We start from the raw sequence: 22214 nt of genomic DNA on the forward strand, positions 1-22214 counted from the left end.
GGTTATTCGATTGCGGCGGGCGTCGTTGCGGATCCTTGGGAGTCGCGAGAAACCAGATCGTGAAGGCCTCCGAAGAGCCGCCGTTGGCTGTGTAGGAGAGTTTTCATGACATCGGATTTTGTGCTACATGTCGGGAAAATCGGAGACATATGGTTCATGACGTCGCATGTGGTTTCACTTCGCATCTCGGGAGAGATGAAGGAACGGCTCGACCGATTGTCTTCGGCTACCAATCGGTCCTCGACCGCGCTCGCCGAGGAAGCGCTCGAAGACTATCTCTCGCAACGCGAGCTGGAGATCCAGGGCCTTGATGCTGCGGTCGAGCGCGCCGATAGGGGCGGTTTCGTGTCGCATGAAGCGGTGGCCGGCTGGCTGAAGACCTGGGGGACGGCCGACGAACGTGCCGCCCCGAAGCCGGACATCATCAAGACCCGTCGATGAGGCTCATATGGGCTGAGGCGGCGATTGCCGATCTTGTACATCTTCGCACCTACATCGCCGAGCATAACCCCCAGGCAGCAAACGAGATGGCGGCGAGATTGCTCGACATCGCGGAACTGTTGATAGAGCATCCCGAAGCGGGCCTGCAGACGGCGAAGCTTGGCGTGCGCCGTCTCATCGTGCCGCAATCCGTCTATTCTCTGATCTATCGGATGCTGGACGAGGATATTGAAATCATCGAAGTGTTCGACGGCCGCCGGCGCAAAGCCCGCACGGACCTGGCGGGCTGATCACTCCGTCGCGGTGCCCTGGTGAAAGACCATGCGCCATTTGCCGTCGGGGTCGAGGCGCCAGATGGAGCTGCGGTTGGTAAAGAGCCTGCTGCCGTCGTCCTTGACGCGGGTGCCGCGATAGGTCGCGAGCGCGATCGTGTCGCTCAGCATCGTTGCGCTGAAATCCGAGATCGAACTGTTGTCCGGACCGGTCTCGGCGGTGAGGTGGGTGACGATGTCGTCGAACGTGTAGGCGAGGCCGGAGCGGCCGAATTCGCGGAATTCCGGCGTCAGCAGTTCGCGCAGCTTTTCCTCGGAACTGCGGACTTCGCGGGTCTGCAGTGCGGTTTCAAGCGCAAGCAGATGATCCGCGAGGGGGCTGGGCGCGGTCATCTATCGACCAGCTCTCGCCATTTTGGCGGCGCGCGCGGTAGGGCGAGGCGCTTCTGCTGGCGTTTCCAATCGCGCAGCCTGGGCGACAAGTTCGGCGGGGATCAGGCCGCGCAGCGAATTGCCGACGAAGAAGCGGCGGTTCCCGAGGTCGGCGAGGCGCAGGACCTGGCTTTTCGCTCTTCCTTCGCGGATCAGGTCGGCGCGCAGGATGCCGGGCAGGAGGCCGCTCGACAGCGCCGGGGTCAGCAGCGAACCGTCCGACTGTTCGACGAAGACGTTGGTGATCGTGCCTTCGCAGACCTCGCCGCGCTCGTTGAGAAGCAGAACCTCGTCCGCCTCTTCCGGTGTAAACTCCGCGCGGGCAGTCTCGTAGAGTTCTCGCCGGGAGGTCTTGTGGCGATAGGTGGGATCGTCCGAGGGAAGCGTCGTCCTGGCGACGCGGATCCGCCAGAGCGTGTCGGCGGGCAGAGGCGTGAACGGCGTGGTGGTGATCTCGATCTTGCCGCGATAGGTCATGACCAGGCGGACGCGGAGCGGCGTCTCGCCGCCGGCTGCGGCCGCTTCAAGCTGTTTCAGCGTATCCGCCGGCGGCTGGCGGAAACCCAACGCATCCGCCGAGCGGCTGAGCCGGCGCAGATGCTGGTCGACCCGGAGCAAGCCATTGCCCGGTTCCCAGCGCATTGTTTCGATCAGCGAGAAATCCATTGGTCGCCCACCGCAAAGCGTGCCTTCAGAAGGCACTCGTCATATTCGGCTTCCGCCTTCGAGTCGAAGACGATGCCGCCGCCGACATTGAAGACGGCTTTTTCGTCGTTGAAAAGCGTGATCGTGCGGATCGCCACCGAAAATCGCATCGGGCCTGCCGGATCGCACCAGCCGACGGCGCCGCAATAGACGTCGCGCGGCTCCCTTTCGAGATCGGCAAGGATGCGCATGGCCCACATTTTTGGCGCTCCGGTGATCGAGCCGCAGGGGAAGAGAGCGGCGAGGATCTCGGGCAAACCGATTTCGGGCAGCAGCTTTGCCCGCACGTGGCTCACCATCTGGTGGACGGTCGGATAGGTTTCGACGTCGAACAACCTCGGAACCGACAGCGTGCCGACCTCGCTGACCACGGAGATGTCATTGCGCAGGAGATCGACGATCATCCGGTTTTCGGCCAGCGTCTTCTCGTCGGCGAGCATTTCCGCGATGATCGCCTCGTCTTCCTCCGCGGTGGCGCCGCGCGGGGCGGTGCCCTTCATCGGATGGGTTTCGATGAAACGATCCGCATCGACCGAAAAGAACAGTTCGGGCGAACGCGACAGGATGACGGGGCCGCCGAGGTCGACGAATGCGCCGTAGCGCACCGGCTGGCGGGCGACGAGGGACCAGAAAGCGGAAAGCGGATCGCCGTGCCAGCGTGCTGCGACCGGCATGGTCAGGTTCGCCTGGTAACAGTCGCCGTTGCGCAGGTGCTGGTGAAGCCGGTCGAACCGTTCTTGGTAGGTCGCAAAATCCCAGCCGGCATGCGGTTCGCTGAGGAAGGAGCCCTGCGAAGAACCGTCGTCCACGATCGTGCTGGGCGGTCCGGCGAGCGGATGTTTGTTGCCCGAGGGTTTGTCGAATATGCCCATGGCGATCAGCGGCGTCGGCCGGTCGTCGACGATCAGCGGCCGGAGCTTTTCCTCGAAGACGTAGCCTGTCTCATACGAGATATAGCCCGCCAGCCACTGACCGGCGAGGCGCGCCTCTTCCAGGCGCCGAAGTGCGGGCAGCACCTCGGCGGCAGTCCGGGCGATGACGATTTCCTTCGGCCGGTCGAAGACGAGGCTCCGGCCGGCGGGGTCGTCGCGAAAGAGCGCGAAGGGCGCTTTCTCATTCATGGCAGTGTATTATGGGCATGGGCGTGCATTAAGGGAATGCCTCAAGCCTTGTCCAGGGCCTCCAGCTCGTCGATCAGGCCTTCGATCATCGACAGGCCCTTGGACCAGAAGGATGGATCGGTGGCGTCGAGGCCGAAGGGCTTCAGCAGTTCCGAGTGATGTTTGGTGCCGCCGGCCTTCAGAAGCTCGAAATATTTCTGCTGGAAGCCCGGAGCGGCTTGACTGTAGACTGCATAAAGCGAGTTCACCAGGCAATCGCCGAAGGCATAGGCATAAACATAGAAGGGCGAGTGGATGAAGTGGGGGATATAGGTCCACCAGCTTTCATAACCCTCCGAGATCCTGATCGCCGGTCCCAGGCTCTCGCCCTGGACGGAAAGCCACAGTTCGCCGATCTGCTCGGCGGTCAACTCGCCTTCCTTGCGGGCGGTGTGGACCTTGCGCTCGAACTGGTAAAAGGCGATCTGGCGCACGACCGTGTTGATCATGTCCTCGACCTTCTGGGCGAGCATGGCCTTGCGCTCGCGTTTGTCCGTGGTCTTTTCGAGCAGCGCGCGGAAGGTCAGCATTTCGCCGAAGACGGAAGCGGTTTCGGCAAGCGTCAGCGGCGTCTGGCACATCAGGGCGCCCTGGTCGCCGGCCAACACCTGGTGCACGCCGTGGCCGAGTTCGTGGGCGAGCGTCATGACGTCGCGCGGCTTGCCCATGTAGTTGACGAGCACGTAGGGGTGGGCAGACGGCACGGTCGGGTGCGCGAAGGCGCCCGGCGCCTTGCCGGGACGCACCGGCGCATCGATCCATTCCTCCTCGAAGAAGCGGCCAGCGATATCGGCCATTTCGGGCGCGAAGCCGCGATAGGCGTCAAGCACGGTCTCCTTAGCCTCGGTCCAGGAGATCAGCGCATTCGGGGTTTCCGGCAGCGGCGCGTTGCGGTCCCAGAAATTCAGCTGCTCCACGCCGAGCCATTTCGCCTTCATCGCGTAGTAGCGATGCGAGAGGCGCGGGTATGCCTGCTTTACGGCTTCGGCGAGCGCATCGACGACTTCGCGTTCGACACGGTTGGCGAGATGGCGACTGTCGGCGATGTCCTCGAAGCCGCGCCAGCGGTCGGAGATTTCCTTGTCCTTGGCGAGCGTATTGGTGATCAGCGTGAAGACACGCAGGTTTTCGCCGAACGTTTTCGACAGGGCTGCGGCTGCCTTTGCGCGGATCTCCGGCTGAGGCTCCTGCAGCATGTTGAGGGCGACCTCCAGCGGTAATTGCTCGCCGTCGACCTCGAAGCGGAGCTCGGCCATGGTCTCGTCGAAGAGGCGGTTGAAGGCGGCAGCAGAAGTCATCGACTTTTCGAGGAAGAGCTGTTCGAGCTTGTCTTCGAGCTGGAAGGGCTTGTCCTTCCTGAGGTCGACGAGCCAGGGGCGGTAGTGGCCGGCGGCCGGGTCGCGATCCATGCAGGCGTCCATCACCGCGTCGTCGATCCGGTTGAGCTCCAGGGCGAAGAACAGCAGGTGCGAGGAGAGGTCGGTCAGCTTGGCCTGCACATCGCCGTAGAACTTGCCGTTGGCCGGGCTCGACGTATCGGAGAAATAGGTGAGGCCGGCGAAGGAGCCGATCTTGCCGAGCAGATCGTCGAGCGCCTCGTATTCCTGAAGCGCTTCACCGATGCCGCCGGCGCCGGTTTTGGCCGCGGCTTCGGCAAGCCGGCCCTTCCATTTTTCCTCGAAGGCGATCGAGAGCTTGTTTGCCTTTTCCATGTCGGCGGTGAAGGCCGGGGCGTCCTTGGCCTCATAGAGGTCCGAGAGCTTCCAGACCGGCAGGAGGCCGAGGGCCGGGTCGGAGGCGGCAGCGCCTGCGGCGGTTGCGGCCAGAATTTCGGGGAGGGCGGGGGCGGACATTCTCATCGCTTTTTTCCTTCTCAACCTGTTGCGTCTGTTTTCCTTGCCGGCCGTTAAAATGCAAGCTTTTCTCAAAAGGGGATGTTCAAGGCTTTCTGACACAACCAGCGGCATAACAGCCTAAAAGGGCCATGATGACCATTGCTGGGAGCCGAGCATGATTGCGCAAATCCTCGTTGTCGATGACGATCCTATTCAGCGTCGCCTGTTGAAAAATGCGGTGGAACGTTACGGCCATGTCGCCCATCTCGCCGAGAACGGCTTGGTGGCGCTGGAGTTCCTGAAGCGCACCGCGACCGACATCAATGTCATCGTGCTCGATCTGATGATGCCGGAAATGGACGGCCTCACCTTCCTCGCGGCGATCCGGGAACTCGGCGTCGAAACGCCCGTCATCGTCCAGACGGGACAGGGCAGCATCGAATACGTGGTGCAGGCGATGCGCGCCGGTGCCTTCGATTTCGTCGTCAAGCCGGTGTCGCCGGAACGGATCGGCGCCTCGATTTCCAATGCGCTGAAGCTCGACCAGAAGGAATCGAAGGCCCGCGTCGGCCGCCGCCATCGCGCCGGCGCCGTCGGTTTCGGCGATATCATCTCGGCAAGCCCCGACATGCTGCGGGTCATCGACCTCGCCCAGCGCGCCGCCCATTCCAACATCCCGGTGGTGCTGGAAGGTGAATCCGGCGTCGGCAAGGAAATGATCGCACGAGCTATCCAGTCGAACAGCGACCGGGCCGGCAAGCCTTTCATTACCGTCAATTGCGGCGCCATTCCGCACAATCTCGTGGAAAGCATCCTCTTCGGCCACGAGAAGGGCGCCTTCACAGGCGCTTCTGAAAAACATACCGGCAAATTCGTCGAAGCCGATGGCGGCACGCTTTTCCTCGACGAGATCGGCGATTTGCCGCTCGACGTGCAGGTGAAGCTGTTGCGCGCCGTGCAGCAGGGCGAAGTCGAGACCGTCGGTGCCTCCAAGGTCCAGAAGGTCAACGTCCGGCTGATTTCAGCGACCAACAAGGACCTGATCGAGGAAGTCCGCGCCGGCCGCTTCCGCGAGGACCTCTATTATCGCCTCAACGTCTTCCCGATCACCATTCCGGCGCTGCGCCGCCGCAAGGAAGACATTCCGCATCTCGCCCGCGTCTTTGCCGAACGGTTCTCGACCGAGCAGAAGCTCAACAGGACGCTGTCGGTCGGCGCCGGGGCGCTCGCGCTTCTGACAGCCTACGACTGGCCGGGCAATATCCGCCAGCTCGAAAACGCCGTGTTCCGGGCGGTGGTGCTTGCCGAGGGCGACGAACTTACCGAAGACGATTTTCCGCAGATCGCTGCGCAGATCCCGGAATTCCGGCAGGCGGAACTGGCGGCGACTGCCGTCATGCCCGCGCCGGGTGTCTTGTCCGATCACGCCATGCGCGAGGCGCTCGCCGATTCGCCGGTATTTGCCAATAACGACAAGGGGCGGGTCGGCAGGCCGGATGCGAAGGCGATGCTCGCCGCCGCTTATCCCCAGGAAAACGTCATCGTCAGTACCGACGACACGGGCGAAGTGAGGAAGCTTGCCGATGTCGAGGAGGAGCTGATCCGCTTCGCGCTGAAGTTCTATCGCGGCCAGATGAGCCAGGTTGCCCGCAAGCTCGGCATCGGACGCTCGACGCTTTATCGTAAACTCAAGGATTACGGCATCGATCCTGATGATCCCCTGAGGGAAGCCGCGTAATTACTAATGTATTAGCGAGTGTTAACCTTCGCGCAAGGATGTCCTGCCAACGTCTGTCAATCTCTGATTAGTCAATTGTTGACTATACGGGAGAAGCTTGTACATGTGTGGCACATTTGCCATCGTGTCACCGCAATTGACAGTCATTTGAGGCAACGTGGGACGTTGTCGACAGGACGGGGATCGTTTTGCCGGATCAGTATGCAAAAGAAACGCCTTCGGGTGAGAAGAGGCGCGGCGGCAAAGTCGGGCTTTTTGCCGGCCTCACCAAATGCGTTACGGCCGTCGCCCTGTTGGTGCTGATGGCTCTGCCCGTGCTTTCGGTCTCCGCAAGTGATGCCGCCGCACAGGAAAAGAGCCTCAAACTCTATTTCGTCCATACCGGCGAAAAAGCCGTCATCACCTTCAAGCGCAATGGCAAGTTCGATCCCAAGGGCCTCGCCCAGATCAACCAGTTCCTGCGCGACTGGCGCCGCAACGAGCCGGCCAGGATGGACCCGCGGCTCTTCGATCTCGTCTGGGAAGTCTACCGCCGTTCCGGCGCTTCCGACTATATCCATGTGGTTTCGGCCTATCGTTCTCCCACCACCAACAACATGCTGCGCACCCGTTCGCGCTACACCGGTGTCGCCAAGAACAGCCAGCACATGCTCGGCAAGGCCATGGACTTCTACATTCCGGGCGTGAAGCTTTCGACGCTGCGCGGGCTCGCCATGCAGATGCAGGTCGGCGGCGTCGGCTATTATCCGACTTCGGGTTCGCCCTTCGTGCATCTCGATGTCGGCGGCGTGCGCGCCTGGCCGCGGATGACGCGCCAGGAGCTGGTGCAGATATTCCCGAACGGCAACACGATCCATCTTCCCGCCGACGGCAAGCCGCTTCCCGGCTACGAAGCGGCGATGGCGGATTACAAGCGGCGCGTCGGTTCCGATTCGATCCAGATCGCCAGCACCGCCGGTGCCGGCATCCGCGGCGACGGCTCGGAACGCAAGCGGCAGCCGAACCTGCTGGCCTTCCTGTTCGGCGGCGGTGGTGCCGACGAGGAGGAGGACAACGCGGAAAACACGGCTCCGGCCGTGGCGAAGCGTGGGGCTCCGGCTGCCAAGCCCGCTGCAGACGACGACGAGGGCGAAGCGCCCGTCGCGGTTGCCTCGGCTTCGCCTTTGACAGGCCAGACGCAGGCTCAAGCCCAGGCTCCGGCACAGGCGCAGACGATTGCAGCGCCCGTACCGCTTTCGCGCCCCGCTTTCCGTTCGGATGCGGGCGGGCTTGCGACGGCGCTCTATTCTCCGGCGCGTAATCCGGCCCAGGAAGCGCTCGCCCTGCAGGCGTCGGCTCCCGCCCAGCCCGGCGGCGAAACCTTCGCCGATCTTTCCGCCTATACTATTCCGGTCCCGACGCTGCTCGGACCGCGTGGCTTCAAGGGTGACGCGGAAAGCGGCGTGATGACCGCATCCGTTGGCCCGATGCGCGCTCAAGAGGATGCCGCGTCCGTACCGCTTCCCGGCCAGCGTCCGAACATTGCCGCTGCGGCGCCCGCTGCCAAGGCGGAGGAACAGCAGGAGCTGACGCCGGCCCTCGTTGCGGCGCTTGCACAGAGCGTCGAACCGCGTCCGGCGGCAGCGCCACCCGCGCCGGTTGCCTCGGCTCAGCCGGCTCCGACTCAACCAGCACCGACCCAGCCGGCACCGGCCCAGCCTGCTGCGGCAATGGCGGCGGCTCCGATGCCGGTCCAGAAGCCCGTCGAAACGGCGTCGGTTTCTCCGAAAGTGATCCATTCTAACAAGGGCGCGCAGTTCGGTGACGGTTTCGATACGCCACGCAGCCCGGTCTCCGCTTCGACAAGCGCACTTCCGATCCCAGCGAAGGGCGGCCGTACGTCTGCACCGCAGGCTGCAAGCGGCGGCGCGCTGACGGGCGACGTGCTGGCGAAATGGGCTCTCAACAACAATCGCGCCGGCGCCGCGGCCTCGATGAAGGCACCGCGCGTCGTCAGCCGCACCCTCAACAACGAATACTCGGCAGGTTATTCCGGCGGCGGCTTCAGGCCGGTTGCCGCCACGGTAGCGATCGACCCGAACCGTTTCAGCGGCCCGAACAACTGATCGCCGGACTGATCGAAGACCATAAAAAACCCGCCGAAATGGCGGGTTTTTTCATGCTTGGTGCCTGGCCTGCATGTCTTGCGAAAGATCAGGCGGCATCCTGGTCGGCTGGGGCTTCGATCATGCCGAGTGCCTGGAGATAGGTATCGAGGATCAGATCCTCTTCCATGCGCTCCTGATCGTCCTTCTTGCGAAGGGCGATGACCTTCTTCATGATCTTGGTGTCGTAGCCCATGCCCTTGGCTTCGCCGTAGACATCCTTGATGTCGTCGGCGATGGTCTTCTTTTCTTCTTCCAGTCGTTCGATACGCTCGATAAATGCGCGAAGCTGGTCGCGGGCGACGCCATGAGCATCAGACATCGGGGCCTCCTGATCGTGTAGATTTCAATGAATGGTCGTCAACTGCCGAAAAGCCGCCGCAAGGTCAAGCGCAATCGGCAAATCGATCAGCCATGGACGGGCTTGTTCACGTCGAATGCGGCTTTTTGTGCATCCGAGGCTTCCGCCTGGTGCAGATTTTTCCAATCCTCGTAGGGCATGCCATAGACAATCTCGCGGGAGGCGTCCTTGGAGAGGTCGATGCCGGCACCGTTGGCGGCATCGCGATACCAGTTCGACAGGCAGTTGCGGCAGAAGCCGGCGAGGTTCATCAGGTCGATATTCTGCACGTCGGTGCGCTCGCGCAGGTGCTGGACGAGACGGCGGAAAGCGGCGGCCTCGAATTCGGTCTGCTGTTCTCTGGTCAATTCTATTGGCGTGAGTTCGCTCATGGCGCATCTCCGGGTGTCGTCGCGTCAGACCGGATAGGGGCCGGTGCGCGAGGGAAAGATCCTGTATTCATGCAATGTGGGGTCGGTGTTGAGCCTCTTGAAGACCGGCGCCAGCCTTTCCGCCCAGGCGGTGATGCCGGTCTCGTCGCCGATCAGGTCCTGGCGGACCTCGAGAAGCGCGTGTGGAATTCCCGACACCATGCAGTGCCGGTACATGGTGTCACCTTTAAGCGCACCGTCATAGGGTTCGTTGTCGCCGACGACGATGTCGCCGGGTTCGCCAAGCAGGTGCAGGAGAGGCTTCACGGCGCGATCGTCGCTGTCCCAGAGCACGGCCGCGTGCCAGGGGCGGGCGACGCCCTTCCAGAACGGCGTGAAGGAATGCAGCGACAGGACGAGCGGCGCGCGGCCCGGGCTGCCTGCCTTGGCGATGGTGCGCTCGACGGCCCGATGATAGGGCCGGTGATAGGTATCGAGGCGGAAATCCCATTCTTCCTGCGTGATCGGATGATTCCCGGGGATGATCGCCCCGTCGGAAATCTTCATGATCAGGGTCGGATCGTCCTCGCCGCGGTTCGGATCGATCAGCAGGCGGGAGAAACAGCCGAGCACGGCCGGCACGTTCAGCATCGCCGCCAGCTGGCGGGTCAGCCCCTCGACGCCGATGTCGAAGGCGATATGGCGATGGAAGGCGCTCTCCGGAAGACCGAGGCTGCCATGGGAAGCGGGCAGGCGGTTCATCGCATGGTCGGCGAGCAGCACCATGCCGCTGTCATAATCGCCTTCTATGATCTCGAAAGGAATGAAGTCCTGCATCGCCGTCGAAAATGAAGTGGTTGCGAAAGGTGGGTCGAGAGACGGGTGTTGATGACATGGGGAAAGTCGCGACGCAAGCCGTGCTGGCATCGCGATCAGCATGGGTTGAGGTCGTGAGACGGACTAATCGATTAGAGTTACGTTGACTTTCCGACTCCGCCGCGCGAAGAAAGTGCTTCACGAATAACCATGGAGTCCTGACGGAAACCGTGTCGAAAAAATCCCCAAAAGCTTATCTTCGCTCCCTCGTTTCCGCTCCGGCGCTTGCCGCCATGGTCGCCTCCGGTATTCCGCTTTTCGCGGCGACTGCCGCGCATGCGGATTTCCGCGTTTGCAACGCCACGCAGAACCTCGTTGGCGTGGCGATTGGCTACCGCGCCACCGAAGGCTGGACCACGGAAGGCTGGTGGCAGGTTCCGGCCTCCACCTGCGCAACGCTGATCGAAGGCGAACTGCAGTCGCGCTACTATTATCTTTATGCCGAGGATGCAGCTCGGGGAGGCCGATGGACCGGCAATGTGAACATGTGCGTCGCGGAGAACGAGTTCAAGATCGTCGGCGTCAACGATTGTTTTGCCCGTGGCTTCCAGCGCATGGGCTTCAAGGAATATGACACGGGCCGTCAGGGAAGTTGGATGGTCCAGCTTTCGGATACGCCTGGCACACAAGAAGGCCACAACTGATGAGGCGCAACCGCAAAGTAAAGATCCTCGCCACCCTCGGCCCCGCTTCGTCCGAAGAGGAGATGATCCAGAAGCTGCACGAAGCGGGGGCCGATCTCTTCCGCATCAACATGAGCCATGCGAGCCACGACCTGATGCGCACGCTGATCAAGCGCATCCGATCCGTCGAAGAGCGCAGCGGCCGGCCGATCGGCATTCTCGCCGACCTTCAGGGGCCGAAGCTGCGCGTTGGCAAGTTCGCGGCCGGCAAGGTGACGCTGACCCCCGGACAGACCTTCACGCTCGACAGCCGTGACGAACCCGGCGACGAGACCCGCGTATTCCTGCCGCATCCGGAAATTCTCGAATCTGTGAAAGTGGGCCATCGCCTGCTGATCGACGACGGCAAGCTGGCGCTGAAGGCCGAGAAGTCCGACGGCAAGAGCATCGTCTGCAAGGTCGTCGCCGGCACCAGCATTTCCGACCGTAAGGGCGTCAGCCTGCCCGATACCCTGCTCGGCGTCGGCGCGCTGACCGAAAAGGATCGCATCGACCTCGATGCGGTTCTGGCGACCGACGATGTCGACTGGGTGGCGCTTTCCTTCGTCCAGCGTCCCGACGACCTTGCCGAAGTGCGCAAGATCGCCCGCGGCCGTGTCGGCATCATGTCGAAGATCGAAAAGCCCCAGGCGCTGGAGCGCATCGACGAAATCATCGAGCTTTCCGATGCGGTGATGGTGGCGCGCGGCGATCTCGGCGTGGAAATGCCGATCGAAGCCGTTCCGGGCATCCAGAAGCAGCTGACCCGCTTGTGTCGGCGCGCCGGCAAGCCGGTCGTCGTCGCCACTCAGATGCTGGAATCGATGATCACCGCCCCGGTTCCGACCCGCGCCGAAGTGTCGGACGTATCGATCGCCGTTTTCGAAGGCGCCGATGCGATCATGCTTTCCGCCGAATCGGCCTCCGGCCAGTATCCGGTCGAGGCGGTCTCGATGATGGCGTCGATCGCCAGCACGGTCGAGCAGGATCCGCTCTATCCGAGCATCATCTATGCCCAGCGTGCGACACCGGAAGCGACCGGCGCTGACGCCATTTCGCTGGCCGCCCGCCAGATCGCCGAAACCTTGAAGCTGGCGGCTATCGTCACCTACACCTCGTCGGGCACGACCGGCCTGCGCGCATCCCGCGAGCGCCCGCAGGTGCCGATCATCGCGCTGTCGCCGATCGTCCAGACGGCACGGCGGCTTTCGGTCGGCTGGGGCATGCATTGCGTCGTCACCAGCGACGCGACCGACCTCGACGACATGGTCAACCGTGCTTGCCGGATCGTCGTGTCGGAAGGTTTCGGCAAGCCCGGCGACCGGATCATCATCTCGGCCGGCGTGCCGCTCGGCACGCCCGGCGCCACCAACATGCTGCGCATCGCCTATATCGGCTCGGACGGCCAGAGCGGCATCTGAGGCGTATCATCCAGGCAAACGAAAACCGCCGGAGCGATCCGGCGGTTTTTTATTGCGCACTTCCATTGGTCAGATGGTGATGCCGACCGTTGGCAGGGCGGAGATCGTGCCGGTCAGCGTGTCGACCGAGGCGTCGAGGTTCTGGGTGCCGGGGACAGTGGCCGTGCTGTTCTGTTCGCGCAGCCTGCGGGCGGCCTCTTCCAGAAGTGCCTTGATCTGGCGGGCCACCGTGCTGAATTCCATCGCGGTCTTGATGTCGTCCAGCGACAGTTTTGGCGCCTCCCGCGGTGTCTCGTCCATCTCCTCGAGATAGGCCTGCTCGGCGTACGATACCGGCTCGTCGCCCTCCGCCGACGCGTCGTCCGTCGTATCTGCGGCCGCAGCCTCCTCGCTCGCATCGAGCATAGGATCGGCCGTCTCTGCTCCGGACGGAGCATTGGCGGAAACGGAGGATGTGGCGCCGTTGCCGGCTCCGGTCAGCGCCTCGGTGAACTCTCGTGCAGCGCCGGCGACCATGACGCCGAGTTGGGCCGCCTGCTTGGCGACCACTTCCGGATCGAACCCCCAGCGCCGCATGAACTCGAGTTGCTGCTTGGCGTCGTCGAGCTTCTGTTTGGCGCGGGCCTTTGCCTGCTCTTCCGCCTCGTCCGTCGCCTTGTTCAGTGACGTCAGGCCATGGACGAGGCGATCGTAAGGCGCGTCCTTGGTGCTGGACGGATCGGACGATGCCGGTGCGGCGTTCGTCGCGCTATCCGGCTTCGCGGACCGTGCGGAATAGTCCCTGCCAATGCTGCCGATTTCCATCTCGTCTCTCCGATTCCGTTTACTCGGACGTTGGGACGGGCAGCTTGCTTGTGGCTGGCTTATCGGAGCCGGGCTCAGGTTTTTTCGATCGAGAGATCCATTTCCGGGGCCGAGTCTTCCGCCGCCGGCGCGATGCGGGCTTCCGCGATGCGGGCCGCGGCCTTCAGGTCGCGGGGGAGACCGGAAAGCTTTTCGATCGCGGTGATCACGACGTCGGTTGCCACGTAGTCAGGCTTATGACCGAGATTGCGGATCGAGACGAGTTCGGAGCCGGCGATATCATCGGCAAGCCCGCGTGAGTGGATTTCCTCCGCAACGATCGCGTCGCTGTCGCCGGTAATAATCACCGTTGGTGTGGTGATCTCGCTGTATCTCGGCGCGACGCGCGTGACGTAGCCGTTGAGATTGGCGACATCGATAGCATTGCTGCGAAACACTTTCGGGCGCAGGACCAGATACGGCGCCCCGTCGCGAAGATAGGTCTCGGGGCAGGGGTTGGGATGAAAGACCGAGCGAGTGGCGGTTTTCATCACCACGAGGCCGGCCGGCAGGGCGAGAAGATGGCTGAACAACCGGCCGATAACCGGGCGGGCGGTGAGATTGTAGTACCAGTCGATCCGGCCGGGCCAGGGATGGGTGGCAGGCGCCAGAAAGAGCAGGCCGGCGGTCTTTTCCGGATGGTAAAGGGCGAAGCTCGCGGCGATCGCACCGCCGAAGGAATGGCCCGATATGATCGCCTTGTCGATGCCGCGCTTTTCCATCAGCCTTGCGATCGCCGCCGCCTGGCCGTCCGGGAAACCGTTTTCAGGACCTCCGCGTTCGGAATAACCATGGCCCGGCCGGTCGACGAAGAGCATTTCGGCGCGGCCTTCGAGCGCCCCTCGGAAGGCCGCCTCCTGATCGCGGAAATTGCCGCTTGCGCCATGGATGAAGACGATCGCCGGCAAGTCGGCGCCTGCCGGTTTCGGCATATGCAGCGAGTTCATGGAAAAGCCGCCGACATCGATCAGTTCGCCGGTGTTCGGGAACGCGATCTCGATCGCCTTCGCCTTCCAGGCGGTGAAGCAGAAAGCGGTGGCAACAATGCCGGCGATGGCAAGGGGCAAGATCATCATCGACGGGCTGCCGTAGGGCTCAGGTCCTGTTGCCGGCGAGCTTTTCGGAAAGCTTGGTCACCACTTCCTGGGCATCGCGGTCGGCGGGGTAGATGGCCAGATAATCCTGCCATGCCTTCAGCGCAAGCTCGTCCTTGCCAGCTTCCGTCAGGATACCGGCCATGCCGGCAAGCGCTCCGAAATGGCGCGGCTCGCGCTTCAGCACTTCGGCGATGTCGGCCATGGATTTGCGGGCGTCGCCCATCGTGTAATGCAACGTGGCGCGGCGGTTCCAGCCCTCGGCGAAGGCGGGATCGAGGACCGTCACCTGATCGAGGAAATCAAGTGCCGCGGCATTGCGCTTTTCCTTGATGGCGGTTGCAGACCACTGCATCAGCAGGTTGACGGTGGCGCTGCCCGAATCGTTCAAGTCGGCAATGATCTGGCTGGCGATACCGCGTGCCTTTTCCGGATTGCGTTCGCGCTTCAGGGCATCGAACAAAGCATCCACGGGCCGGCCCGGTTTCTGGGCGACGGCCGGAACGACGGGAGCGGCGGCAGGCGGGGCTGCGGGCGGCTTGGGTGTCGCGGTCTGAGCAAGAGCGGACGAAGCGGCAAGGCTCGCGGCGAAAATCAGGGTACTGAAACGAAAATAGCGCATGCGAATAACGTAATCCGCCTGCGCCGAAGGTCAAACCCGATTTGTCGTGTTACCGACAATTTGATCGGCTGCGGTCAAAGACCGGAACCGAACGCCGATATCAGCCCTGACGAGCCTTGAAGCGCGGGTTCATCTTGTTGATGATGTAAACGCGGCCCTTGCGGCGAACCAGACGGTTATCGCGGTGACGAGCCTTCAGCGCCTTAAGCGAGTTCTTGATCTTCATTTTCCTGGTCCAGCAGTCTGTGGGCGCGAAGCCGCATGTCTATCAATCAAAAGCGCGCCGCCAAGATTCTTCGAGGGGCGCGCTCTCAGTTGGGCGTGCAGATAACCCGAGCCAATCTGCATGTCAACCTTGTGACGACGTTTTCGGGCCCTTCAATTCGGTTACATGGCCCATTTTCCGGCCCGGTCGGGATTCCGTCTTGCCGTAGAGATGGACCAGAACCTCATCGCGGGAGAGCCAGGCGGGTACGTCCAGAATGTCGTCGCCGATGAGGTTGGTCATCACGCAGTCGGAATGGCGGACGGGGTTGCCGAGCGCCAGGCCCGCGACAGCACGGATATGCTGCTCGAACTGCGACACGACGCAGGTGGCTTCGGTCCAGTGGCCGGAATTGTGGACGCGCGGGGCGATCTCGTTGGCGATCAGCGTGCCATCCGCCATCACGAAGAACTCCATGCCGATGACGCCCACATAATCCAGCGCCGCGAGCAGCTTCTCGGCCGATTCGCGGGCGGTCTTCGCCGTCGCTTCGGTAATCCTGGCGGGCAGGGTCGAGGTGTGGAGAATGCCGTCGCGGTGTATGTTCTCAGCCGGATCGTAGCAGGCAACCGTGCCGTCCTTGGCGCGGGCGGCGATGATCGACACTTCGCGTTCGAAGGGCACGAAACTTTCCAGAATCAGCGGCACGCCGCCGAGCGCATCATAGGCGCCGGCGGGTTTATCCTCGGCGGAGCGGAAGACGCGCTGGCCCTTGCCGTCATAACCCATCCGGCGGGTCTTCAGGACGCCCTGGCCGCCGAAATCGGCGAGCGCCTTTTCGAGGTCGGACTGGCTGTCGACGGCATGGAATCGGGCGGTCTCGATGCCGCAGGAATTCAGGAAGCGCTTTTCGGTCAGCCGGTCCTGGGAGATGTCGAGTGCCTTGGCCGGCGGATAGACCGGCACCGAGCGCTGCAGCGCCTCGGCGGCGGTGACCGGCACGTTTTCGAATTCGTAGGTGACGACGTCGCAGCGGCTGGCGAGTTCGGCGAGCGCTGCCGGATCGTCATAAGCCGCGGTGATCTGGGCGTTGGCGACCTGGGCTGCCGGGCAGTCGACCTGCGGTTCGAGCACGATCGTGCGGAAGTTCAGCCGGGCCGCGGCCATGGCCAGCATGCGGCCGAGCTGGCCGCCGCCGATGATGCCGATCGTGTGGACAGTCATGGAGCCTCGTCGATTGGGTAGTCGGCAACCGCCGCACTCTGGCGGGCGCGCCATTCGTCGAGCCGGTCGGCAATCTCGTCATCGTTGAGGGCGAGAACCGCGGCTGCCAGAAGGGCGGCGTTAATGGCGCCGGCCCGGCCGATGGCGAGAGTGCCGACCGGAATGCCGGCCGGCATCTGGACGATTGACAGCAGGCTGTCCTGGCCGGACAGCGCCTTCGACTGGACCGGCACGCCGAAAACCGGCAGCGGCGTCATGGCGGCGGTCATGCCGGGCAGGTGTGCCGCACCGCCGGCACCGGCGATGATGACCTGGAACCCTTCGGCGCGGGCGCCCTTGGCGAACTGCATCATCCGCTCCGGCGTGCGGTGCGCCGAGATGATACGGGCCTCGTAGCCGATATCGAGCGCTTCCAGCGTATCGGCGGCGTTCTTCATGGTTTCCCAGTCGGACTGGCTACCCATGATGATGGCGACGGCAGGTCTTTCAGACATGGCGGGACCCTTACGCGATAATGTCGGGAACAATCTGATCTTCGAGCTGAGTCATCTTGTCCTTCAGCGACAGTTTCTTCTTTTTCATGCGCTGCACGCGAAGAGCGTCGCAGCCGACCTGGATCATGGCATTGATGGCGGCGTCGTAATCCTCGTGTTCCTGTCGAAGTTTCGCGAGCACCAGCCGGACATCCGCCTGTTCCTGATCTGCCATATTCCAGTCCCCATTCTCACGCCCGGCATTTCAGCGGTCGCCGGCATTCTCCGCAAGCCTCTACCACCAAACCGCGTTAACGGGAAGTTAGACAAGGTCACGAATTTGCCTCCTTGAAACCATGATTTCACCTTCGACAAAGCCAGCCGATCGTGTCACACTTCCTTCGTAAACCTGAAGCCTCGGCATTAGGGAATGCCGTGGTAGGTACTAAGGAAGGAACATGCCACATGACCGTCCAGGCTCATATCGCATCGCTTGAAAAGAAGCATGGTGCTTTGGAGGAGGAGCTCCAGGCAATTCTCGCGTCACCCTCCGCCGACGACCGTGAAATAGCCGATCTCAAGCGGCGTAAGCTGCGCATCAAGGACCAAATGCAGCGCATAAAGGCATCCACGCGTCATTAGTTCCTCAGTAGGAGAACCCGCCGCTCGCCCATTGTTTCATCAGTTAGAGGCGCATAATGAAGGCGGCAAAATAATCCAGAAATATCAATGACAAGGTTCTGGTCGTGGTGCAGGGGACCACAAAATCCAAAAAGATTTAAAAGCCCCGGTCGTCACGACCAGAATTGATCAAGCCACAGGTTCAGCCTGTCGAAGCCCTTGCTGTTGACGGAATAGATGCGCCGCGTGCCTTCCGCMGTCACATTCACCAGATTGCTGTCCAGAAGCGCCTTCAAGTGCTGCGATACCGCGGGCCGGCTGATCGGCAGGCCTTGCGCAAGTTCGTTTACGGTTTTCGGAGCGCGCCGCAATTCCTCCAGCAGATACCGCCGGTTAGGATCAGCTATGGCTGCAAAGGGGTCAACGGTTGTCATGCGTTGAACTTACGGTAAACGCCCGGTGACGGCAAGATTTATTGTGCATCGCAACAATATGGATTGCCTTATTTTGCGTTGCTTTTTTAGCGACGCCGCGCCTGCATTGCCGGGTCAGAACGGCAGGCCGTCCCACAGCAGTTTCAATCCCGCACAGAATGCCAGACCGTAAGTCATCGGATAGAAGGTCTCCGCCTTCAGATGCTTGACGATGGCCGCGCCGAGCATGGTCGCGATCAGGGCCACCGGCAGCAGGGTTGCGGATATGGTGAGGTTCTCCGCGTCGAGCGCGCCCAGCAGGAAATAAGGGATGACCTTGACGGCGTTGACGATCGCGAAAAAGCGGATGCTGGCGCCGGTGTAGGATTTCGGATCGAGCCGCATCGGCAGGACGTAGATCTGGAAAGGCGGTCCGCCGGCATGGGCGACGAAGCTCGCGTAACCGGACAAGGCGCCCCAGAACGTGGCGGCGGCCGGGCGGTGCGGCAGGGGAGCCGCCGGCCGGTTGGAGCGAGGACCGTAGACCTGCCAGAAATAACGCACGGTAAACAGGAGTGTCGCCGCGGCGATGACGAGGCGCAGCGCATTGTCGGAGACATAGGCCGAGGTCGCCCAGCCGAGCGCGATGCCGATGATGCCGCCGGGCAGGATCATCAGCAGCGTTCTGGGATCGTTGAAGTTCCGCCAGGACCATAATGCGACGATGTCCATGACGATCAGGATCGGCAGGAAGATCGCCGCCGCCTTGACCGGGTCCACGGCGAGCGACATCAGCGGCACGCCGAGCAACCCGATAGCGCCGCCAATGCCTCCTTTCGAGAGGCCGACAAGCAGAACGGCGGGGATGGCGAAGGTGAAGAACGCGAAGCTAAGCGTATCGGGCATGAAGACTCAGGCGGGTGATGAGGGAATGGTTGATCCGGCAGGCGGTCCGGTCTATCGAATTTGCGGACAGAAAACGAGTGCGGATTTCATAAACCGATCCGCCGAACGGGAAGAAACATGACCGGACAGGAAGACCGCTGCCGCCTGGTGCTGATCGTGCCGCAATATGACGATGCCGATCAGCAGGCCAGGGATCTCGAAGCAGCGCTTGCCGGCGGCGATGTCGCCTCGGTGATCGTGCCGCAATATGGCCTCGACGACCAGGCGTTCCAGAAGCGCGCGGAGGCACTGGTCGAACTGATCCAGGCGGCGGGTGCTGCCGCTCTGATCTCCGGGGACAGCCGAGTGGCCGGGCGCATCAAGGCGGATGGCCTGCATCTTGGCGGAGACCTCACCGAGCTGGGGGAGGCGATCGAGAAATTCGTGCCGAAGATGATCGTTGGCACCGGCGGGGCGGGCGACCGGCATCAGGCGCTTGCGATCGGCGAACATCGTCCCGACTATATCTTCTTCGGCAAGCTCGACGGTGATATCAAGCCGGAAGCACATCCGAAAAACCTCGCGCTCGGCGAATGGTGGGCATCGATGATCGAGATCCCCTGCATCGTCATGGGCGGCACCGATACCTCCTCGGCGCTTGCCGTCGCGGAGACCGGCGCGGAGTTCGTGGCGCTCAGGGAAGCGGTATTTTCCAACCCCCAGGGCCCCGGCGCCGCGGTCGCCGAAGTCAACGCAATTCTGGACGAAAAAGCGCCACGGTTTGGGGCTTGATGGAGCCCATGCCGTCGAACCGCCTTTCCCGCGTGATTCTCAAAGGGCTGCTGGCGACGTTCATCGCTTCGGCGGCAATGCCTTGCCTTGCGCTGGCGCAGGCGAATTCCAGGGCCGTGACCCGGCCGGTGGAGCCCAATTTCCAGCCGATGAAAAAGGGTCGGGTCGAGATCCAGCCGGTTCCGGGCTCAGCAAAGGGAACCAAGGAGCCAGATGGCCAGCCGAGCGGGATCGTTCCCTCGGGCGGCGTCGAACTTTACCAGCGGATGGGCGCAGCCCTGCCGCCCGCGCCGCCTGAAAAAGCCTATACCGGTACCGTCGACGATGCCTACGGGGCCTACCAGCGCGGGTTATACCTGACGGCGCTCGACAAGGCGCTGACCCGGGCCGGAGCCGGCGATGCAGCGGCCCAAACCCTGGTCGCGGAGATGATGACCAAGGGGCTCGGCATCAAGCGGGATGCGAAGACAGCGGCATACTGGTATCAGAAGGCGGCGGAAGGCGGCGATCCAGCTGCGATGTTCCAGTATGCGCTGCTGCTGATGACCGGCCGGGATGTGCCACGCGACAAGCGGCAAGCCGACGATTTCATGCGCAAGGCGGCAGAGGCCGGCAATGCCTCGGCGCAGTTCAACTGGGCGCAGATCCTGGTTTCCGAAAATCCCGGCGACAAAGGCCTGCGTCTGGCACTGCCCTTCTACGAAAAATCTGCAAGGCAAGGCGTTGCCGATAGCCAATATGCGGTGGCGCAAGTCTATGTGGCGCTGAAGGACCTGCCGGCGGAAAAGAAGGCGCGGGCCCGCGAATGGCTGGAGCGTGCCGCAGATGCCGGTTTCGACACCGCGCAGCTCGACATGGGCCTCTGGATGGTCAACGGCATCGCTGGAGAGCGCAACTACGAAAAGGGTTTCGAATGGCTACGGATCGCGGCCCATCGCGGCAATGTCGTGGCCCAGAACAAGCTCGCCCATCTCTATATCAACGCGCTCGGCACCCGGCCCAATCCGGTCGAGGCGGCAAAATGGTACGTGCTGTCACGCCGCGCCGGCCTGCAGGACCCTGAGCTTGAAGACTTCTATCTCGGGATCAACGAGGAAACTCAGCGCCAGGCGATCGACGCGGCGAACAAGTTCCGGCGTGGGTGAGGCCTGCTCCGGCAAAGCCGGAGCAATCGATCCAGTGAATCGATTGCAGGGCCGAACGCGCTGAGCCAAAGCGAAGCGCCGGGAGACGGTGCGGCAAATAGCCGGCCCGATCAATTCGCCGACAAAGCGTGGCCGACGATCATCGCGTGACCTCCCGCCAAAACGACAATCACGAAGATCCAGAGGGCCATATAGAGTACCGGCTTATCGGCAGCCCTGCGGTCGAAGCGTCGGGTCAGCGCAAAGATCGCCGTCGAGACGAGTGCGGCGGCCGGGATGATCGACAGCGCGAAGGGGGCCGGCGCATAACGGTCGGGCGTGCCGTCGAGGCGGAAATGCATGGCAAGGTCTGCACCTGGCGTTATTATGAACCAGGCTGCGAGCGATGCCGCGGCCATGGTGGCAAGCAGCGCGAGGCTCAAGGTCAGCGGCAGCGTAGCCTTCATCCTGCTTCCTCCGTGATACAGCCGGGACAAGATGGACCCAGTTTTGCAGACGCGGTCAGCGGCGGCAATGCCCGCGTTTCGGCGGACGACTTGAATTTCGCGCTGTTTTATGGTCTTGAAGCCGCCAATCAAAAAATCGCTCATAAAACGCCGTCCCGTCCAGACGACAAGTCGGGACAACCCCCAAGGATTTCCCGCATGGCCCGCTCCGCCCTTCTCAACGTCATGGTTCAGGCTGCCCTCAAGGCAGGCAAGTCGCTCTCCAGGGATTTCGGCGAGGTGCAGAACCTGCAGGTTTCGGTGAAGGGCCCCAGTGATTTCGTGTCTCAGGCGGATCTGAAGGCGGAAAAGATCGTCCGCGACGAGCTGCTGAAATCGCGTCCGACCTACGGTTTCCTCGGTGAGGAAAGCGAAGAGCTGAAGGGCACCGACGGCGCGCATCGCTGGATCGTCGATCCGCTCGACGGCACCACCAACTTCCTGCATGGCATTCCGCAGTTCGCAGTCTCCGTTGCGCTCGAGCGTAACGGCGAAGTGGTTGCCGGCGTCGTGTTCAACCCGGCGACGGACGAGCTGTTCACCGCCGAAAAGGGCGGCGGCGCCTTCATGAACGATCGCCGCATCCGCGTCGCTGCCCGCCGGGTGCTGTCCGACTGCGTGATCGGCTGCGGCATGCCGCATCTCGGCCGCGGCAATCACGGCAAGTTCCTCGTCGAACTGCGCCACGTCATGGGCGAAGTGGCCGGCATGCGCCGCTTCGGCGCGGCGGCTCTCGACCTTGCCTATGTCGCCGCCGGCAGGCTCGACGGTTTCTGGGAAACCGAGCTTTCGCCGTGGGACATGGCGGCCGGCCTGATCCTCATCCGCGAGGCCGGCGGGTTCGTCTCCGACATGAAGGGCACCACCGATATCTTCGGCAGCGGCAATGTCGTGGCCGGCAACGAGCTGATCCAGAAGGCGCTGATCGACGTGGTCAACCGGCCCATTCCGACCCGCTGAGGCATTTTTGCGCCACCGCCCAGCTTAGCGCTGCAGTACTGAATAGCTGACTGTT

Annotated in this window: 25 protein-coding genes and 3 pseudogenes; 11 read left to right on the plus strand and 17 right to left on the minus strand. The window is 62.7% G+C overall.

The genetic code is table 11. The features are described from left to right. Positions 1–105: 105 nt before the first annotated feature. Entirely contained in the window at positions 106–441 is a 336-nt protein-coding gene (locus AC1D3C_RS12230) for a CopG family ribbon-helix-helix protein (RefSeq protein WP_477483079.1), read from the plus strand. After that, positions 438–731: a type II toxin-antitoxin system RelE/ParE family toxin gene (locus AC1D3C_RS12235; protein ID WP_477483080.1), complete on the plus strand. Its 294-nt coding sequence runs from the start codon at positions 438–440 to the stop codon at positions 729–731. The genes AC1D3C_RS12230 and AC1D3C_RS12235 overlap by 4 nt, the downstream gene beginning before the upstream one ends. Here the strand turns inward: AC1D3C_RS12235 and AC1D3C_RS12240 are convergent, their stop codons facing one another. Genes AC1D3C_RS12240 through AC1D3C_RS12255 form a run of 4 tightly spaced genes read right to left on the minus strand, consistent with a single transcriptional unit; the run spans position 732 to position 4869 of the window. After that, entirely contained in the window at positions 732–1106 is a 375-nt protein-coding gene (locus AC1D3C_RS12240) for a nuclear transport factor 2 family protein (protein ID WP_477483081.1), read from the minus strand. It abuts the gene before it with no gap. Then, a complete protein-coding gene (locus AC1D3C_RS12245) occupies positions 1107–1811 on the minus strand; it encodes an aminotransferase class IV family protein (protein ID WP_477483082.1) in 705 nt (234 codons plus the stop codon). After that, complete coding sequence (locus AC1D3C_RS12250) at positions 1796–2971, minus strand: aminodeoxychorismate synthase component I (RefSeq protein WP_477483083.1); 1176 nt, start codon at positions 2969–2971, stop codon at positions 1796–1798. The genes AC1D3C_RS12245 and AC1D3C_RS12250 overlap by 16 nt, the downstream gene beginning before the upstream one ends. 41 nt (positions 2972–3012) lie before the next feature. Then, positions 3013–4869 carry a M3 family oligoendopeptidase gene (locus tag AC1D3C_RS12255; RefSeq protein ID WP_477483084.1) on the minus strand — a complete coding sequence of 619 codons (1857 nt, stop codon included), beginning with the start codon at positions 4867–4869 and terminating at the stop codon, positions 3013–3015. Positions 4870–5020: 151 nt separating this feature from the next. On the opposite strand from AC1D3C_RS12255, the pseudogene AC1D3C_RS12260 reads away from it, so the two are divergent. From AC1D3C_RS12260 to AC1D3C_RS12270, 3 genes and pseudogenes are all read left to right on the plus strand, one after another. Beyond that, a pseudogene (locus tag AC1D3C_RS12260) lies at positions 5021–6209 on the plus strand (sigma-54-dependent transcriptional regulator); the annotation flags it as partial. Positions 6210–6406: 197 nt separating this feature from the next. Next, positions 6407–6583, plus strand: a pseudogene (locus tag AC1D3C_RS12265) (helix-turn-helix domain-containing protein); the annotation flags it as partial. Positions 6584–6771: 188 nt separating this feature from the next. After that, positions 6772–8688, plus strand: a complete 1917-nt coding sequence (locus AC1D3C_RS12270) for a peptidoglycan L,D-endopeptidase MepK (RefSeq protein WP_477483085.1) — start codon at positions 6772–6774, stop codon at positions 8686–8688. A gap of 88 nt (positions 8689–8776) precedes the next feature. On the opposite strand, the gene AC1D3C_RS12275 is transcribed toward AC1D3C_RS12270, so the two are convergent. The 3 genes from AC1D3C_RS12275 to AC1D3C_RS12285 form a co-directional block, all read right to left on the minus strand. After that, positions 8777–9049, minus strand: coding sequence for a DUF2312 domain-containing protein (locus AC1D3C_RS12275; protein WP_007752220.1), 273 nt, complete (start codon positions 9047–9049; stop codon positions 8777–8779). Between the two features lie 86 nt (positions 9050–9135). Beyond that, a complete protein-coding gene (locus AC1D3C_RS12280) occupies positions 9136–9459 on the minus strand; it encodes a DUF1244 domain-containing protein (protein WP_477483086.1) in 324 nt (107 codons plus the stop codon). Positions 9460–9483: 24 nt separating this feature from the next. Beyond that, positions 9484–10275 (minus strand): N-formylglutamate amidohydrolase, encoded by a 792-nt coding sequence (locus AC1D3C_RS12285; protein WP_477483087.1) that lies wholly within the window; start codon positions 10273–10275, stop codon positions 9484–9486. 290 nt (positions 10276–10565) lie between these two features. Here AC1D3C_RS12285 and AC1D3C_RS12290 point away from each other — a divergent pair. Both AC1D3C_RS12290 and pyk read left to right on the plus strand, forming a co-directional pair. Then, a pseudogene (locus AC1D3C_RS12290) lies at positions 10566–10958 on the plus strand (DUF1036 domain-containing protein); the annotation flags it as partial. Next, positions 10958–12397, plus strand: coding sequence for a pyruvate kinase (gene pyk / locus AC1D3C_RS12295; protein ID WP_038545015.1), 1440 nt, complete (start codon positions 10958–10960; stop codon positions 12395–12397). The pseudogene AC1D3C_RS12290 and the gene pyk, both read left to right, overlap by 1 nt. A 69-nt stretch (positions 12398–12466) precedes the next feature. On the opposite strand, the gene AC1D3C_RS12300 is transcribed toward pyk, so the two are convergent. From AC1D3C_RS12300 to AC1D3C_RS12330, 7 genes are all read right to left on the minus strand, one after another. Continuing rightward, on the minus strand, positions 12467–13201 hold the full coding sequence (locus tag AC1D3C_RS12300; protein WP_477483088.1) for a hypothetical protein: 735 nt from the start codon (positions 13199–13201) through the stop codon (positions 12467–12469). 74 nt (positions 13202–13275) lie between these two features. Next, complete coding sequence (locus tag AC1D3C_RS12305) at positions 13276–14316, minus strand: alpha/beta fold hydrolase (RefSeq protein ID WP_477483089.1); 1041 nt, start codon at positions 14314–14316, stop codon at positions 13276–13278. A 19-nt stretch (positions 14317–14335) separates the two neighbouring features. Beyond that, entirely contained in the window at positions 14336–14956 is a 621-nt protein-coding gene (locus AC1D3C_RS12310; RefSeq protein WP_477483090.1) for a hypothetical protein, read from the minus strand. Positions 14957–15056: 100 nt separating this feature from the next. Continuing rightward, entirely contained in the window at positions 15057–15182 is a 126-nt protein-coding gene (gene ykgO / locus AC1D3C_RS12315) for a type B 50S ribosomal protein L36 (RefSeq protein WP_007607121.1), read from the minus strand. Between the two features lie 123 nt (positions 15183–15305). Next, entirely contained in the window at positions 15306–16385 is a 1080-nt protein-coding gene (locus tag AC1D3C_RS12320; RefSeq protein WP_477483091.1) for a 5-(carboxyamino)imidazole ribonucleotide synthase, read from the minus strand. Continuing rightward, positions 16382–16879 (minus strand): 5-(carboxyamino)imidazole ribonucleotide mutase, encoded by a 498-nt coding sequence (gene purE / locus AC1D3C_RS12325; protein WP_007757842.1) that lies wholly within the window; start codon positions 16877–16879, stop codon positions 16382–16384. The genes AC1D3C_RS12320 and purE overlap by 4 nt, the downstream gene beginning before the upstream one ends. A 10-nt stretch (positions 16880–16889) precedes the next feature. Beyond that, a complete protein-coding gene (locus AC1D3C_RS12330) occupies positions 16890–17093 on the minus strand; it encodes a YdcH family protein (RefSeq protein WP_037077103.1) in 204 nt (67 codons plus the stop codon). A 230-nt stretch (positions 17094–17323) separates the two neighbouring features. On the opposite strand from AC1D3C_RS12330, the gene AC1D3C_RS12335 reads away from it, so the two are divergent. Further along, the gene (locus AC1D3C_RS12335) at positions 17324–17500 is read left to right on the plus strand and encodes a YdcH family protein (RefSeq protein WP_038544999.1); all 177 of its coding nucleotides are present in this window, start codon (positions 17324–17326) and stop codon (positions 17498–17500) included. A gap of 152 nt (positions 17501–17652) precedes the next feature. Here AC1D3C_RS12335 and AC1D3C_RS12340 read toward each other — a convergent pair whose 3' ends face one another. Beyond that, positions 17653–17913 carry an ArsR/SmtB family transcription factor gene (locus AC1D3C_RS12340; protein ID WP_038544997.1) on the minus strand — a complete coding sequence of 87 codons (261 nt, stop codon included), beginning with the start codon at positions 17911–17913 and terminating at the stop codon, positions 17653–17655. Positions 17914–18027: 114 nt separating this feature from the next. Beyond that, positions 18028–18798, minus strand: coding sequence for a sulfite exporter TauE/SafE family protein (locus AC1D3C_RS12345; protein WP_247036100.1), 771 nt, complete (start codon positions 18796–18798; stop codon positions 18028–18030). A 117-nt stretch (positions 18799–18915) separates the two neighbouring features. On the opposite strand from AC1D3C_RS12345, the gene AC1D3C_RS12350 reads away from it, so the two are divergent. Then, a complete protein-coding gene (locus AC1D3C_RS12350; RefSeq protein WP_477483092.1) occupies positions 18916–19569 on the plus strand; it encodes a thiamine phosphate synthase in 654 nt (217 codons plus the stop codon). Further along, positions 19569–20714: a tetratricopeptide repeat protein gene (locus AC1D3C_RS12355; protein ID WP_477483249.1), complete on the plus strand. Its 1146-nt coding sequence runs from the start codon at positions 19569–19571 to the stop codon at positions 20712–20714. The genes AC1D3C_RS12350 and AC1D3C_RS12355 overlap by 1 nt, the downstream gene beginning before the upstream one ends. 110 nt (positions 20715–20824) lie before the next feature. On the opposite strand, the gene AC1D3C_RS12360 is transcribed toward AC1D3C_RS12355, so the two are convergent. After that, positions 20825–21160: a hypothetical protein gene (locus tag AC1D3C_RS12360; RefSeq protein ID WP_477483093.1), complete on the minus strand. Its 336-nt coding sequence runs from the start codon at positions 21158–21160 to the stop codon at positions 20825–20827. A gap of 198 nt (positions 21161–21358) precedes the next feature. Between AC1D3C_RS12360 and AC1D3C_RS12365 the strand changes: the two genes are divergently transcribed. Continuing rightward, positions 21359–22159, plus strand: coding sequence for an inositol monophosphatase family protein (locus AC1D3C_RS12365; protein ID WP_247036107.1), 801 nt, complete (start codon positions 21359–21361; stop codon positions 22157–22159). The last annotated feature ends 55 nt before the right edge of the window (positions 22160–22214 follow it).

It is taken from the genome of Neorhizobium sp. P1_A6 (genome assembly GCF_056406795.1).

Coding starts and splice junctions, on each gene's coding strand:
- AC1D3C_RS12230 (WP_477483079.1), top strand. CDS start 106: ATGACATCGGATTTTGTGCTACATGTCGGGAAAATCGGAGACATATGG.
- AC1D3C_RS12235 (WP_477483080.1), top strand. CDS start 438: ATGAGGCTCATATGGGCTGAGGCGGCGATTGCCGATCTTGTACATCTT.
- AC1D3C_RS12240 (WP_477483081.1), bottom strand. CDS start 1,106: ATGACCGCGCCCAGCCCCCTCGCGGATCATCTGCTTGCGCTTGAAACC.
- AC1D3C_RS12245 (WP_477483082.1), bottom strand. CDS start 1,811: ATGGATTTCTCGCTGATCGAAACAATGCGCTGGGAACCGGGCAATGGC.
- AC1D3C_RS12250 (WP_477483083.1), bottom strand. CDS start 2,971: ATGAATGAGAAAGCGCCCTTCGCGCTCTTTCGCGACGACCCCGCCGGC.
- AC1D3C_RS12255 (WP_477483084.1), bottom strand. CDS start 4,869: ATGAGAATGTCCGCCCCCGCCCTCCCCGAAATTCTGGCCGCAACCGCC.
- AC1D3C_RS12275 (WP_007752220.1), bottom strand. CDS start 9,049: ATGTCTGATGCTCATGGCGTCGCCCGCGACCAGCTTCGCGCATTTATC.
- AC1D3C_RS12280 (WP_477483086.1), bottom strand. CDS start 9,459: ATGAGCGAACTCACGCCAATAGAATTGACCAGAGAACAGCAGACCGAA.
- AC1D3C_RS12285 (WP_477483087.1), bottom strand. CDS start 10,275: ATGCAGGACTTCATTCCTTTCGAGATCATAGAAGGCGATTATGACAGC.
- pyk (WP_038545015.1), top strand. CDS start 10,958: ATGAGGCGCAACCGCAAAGTAAAGATCCTCGCCACCCTCGGCCCCGCT.
- AC1D3C_RS12300 (WP_477483088.1), bottom strand. CDS start 13,201: ATGGAAATCGGCAGCATTGGCAGGGACTATTCCGCACGGTCCGCGAAG.
- AC1D3C_RS12305 (WP_477483089.1), bottom strand. CDS start 14,316: ATGATGATCTTGCCCCTTGCCATCGCCGGCATTGTTGCCACCGCTTTC.
- AC1D3C_RS12310 (WP_477483090.1), bottom strand. CDS start 14,956: ATGCGCTATTTTCGTTTCAGTACCCTGATTTTCGCCGCGAGCCTTGCC.
- ykgO (WP_007607121.1), bottom strand. CDS start 15,182: ATGAAGATCAAGAACTCGCTTAAGGCGCTGAAGGCTCGTCACCGCGAT.
- AC1D3C_RS12320 (WP_477483091.1), bottom strand. CDS start 16,385: ATGACTGTCCACACGATCGGCATCATCGGCGGCGGCCAGCTCGGCCGC.
- purE (WP_007757842.1), bottom strand. CDS start 16,879: ATGTCTGAAAGACCTGCCGTCGCCATCATCATGGGTAGCCAGTCCGAC.
- AC1D3C_RS12330 (WP_037077103.1), bottom strand. CDS start 17,093: ATGGCAGATCAGGAACAGGCGGATGTCCGGCTGGTGCTCGCGAAACTT.
- AC1D3C_RS12335 (WP_038544999.1), top strand. CDS start 17,324: ATGACCGTCCAGGCTCATATCGCATCGCTTGAAAAGAAGCATGGTGCT.
- AC1D3C_RS12345 (WP_247036100.1), bottom strand. CDS start 18,798: ATGCCCGATACGCTTAGCTTCGCGTTCTTCACCTTCGCCATCCCCGCC.
- AC1D3C_RS12350 (WP_477483092.1), top strand. CDS start 18,916: ATGACCGGACAGGAAGACCGCTGCCGCCTGGTGCTGATCGTGCCGCAA.
- AC1D3C_RS12355 (WP_477483249.1), top strand. CDS start 19,569: ATGGAGCCCATGCCGTCGAACCGCCTTTCCCGCGTGATTCTCAAAGGG.
- AC1D3C_RS12360 (WP_477483093.1), bottom strand. CDS start 21,160: ATGAAGGCTACGCTGCCGCTGACCTTGAGCCTCGCGCTGCTTGCCACC.
- AC1D3C_RS12365 (WP_247036107.1), top strand. CDS start 21,359: ATGGCCCGCTCCGCCCTTCTCAACGTCATGGTTCAGGCTGCCCTCAAG.